The organism is Xanthovirga aplysinae (assembly GCF_009711365.1).
Classification (GTDB): domain Bacteria; phylum Bacteroidota; class Bacteroidia; order Cytophagales; family Cyclobacteriaceae; genus Xanthovirga; species Xanthovirga aplysinae.
Map to the genome: position 1 here is coordinate 1 of NZ_SMMB01000069.1, position 271 is coordinate 271.

Genomic DNA, 271 nt, shown 5'->3' on the forward strand with positions numbered 1-271 from the left:
TTTATTATTAGCCCGATTGTTCCAATAACCTTATCATCATGGAGTGCAACCCAATAATTATCCGGCACCAGAGGAGTGTTTTTTGTTGGTTTTGAAAAGATTGTTTCATCGAACTCCAAAGCAATACCGTTCATCATTTGATTGATACCGCTCCGATGAAAGCTTTGATAAGCACATATCTCAATCTTTTGCTTTTTCATAATTCCTTTTACCTCTGTTCCTTATTTAGGAATACTTGCTGCTAACGGCCCGGCTGGCTGCTGTGCTTTTT

1 protein-coding gene is annotated in these 271 nt (G+C 38.7%); it reads right to left on the minus strand.

Going from position 1 to position 271, the window contains the following annotated elements; all coding sequences use genetic code 11:
- Window positions 1-200: hypothetical protein (locus E1171_RS00090; protein ID WP_155202973.1), on the minus strand; the 200-nt coding region annotated here is incomplete at its 3' end.
- Window positions 201-271: the final 71 nt, after the last annotated feature.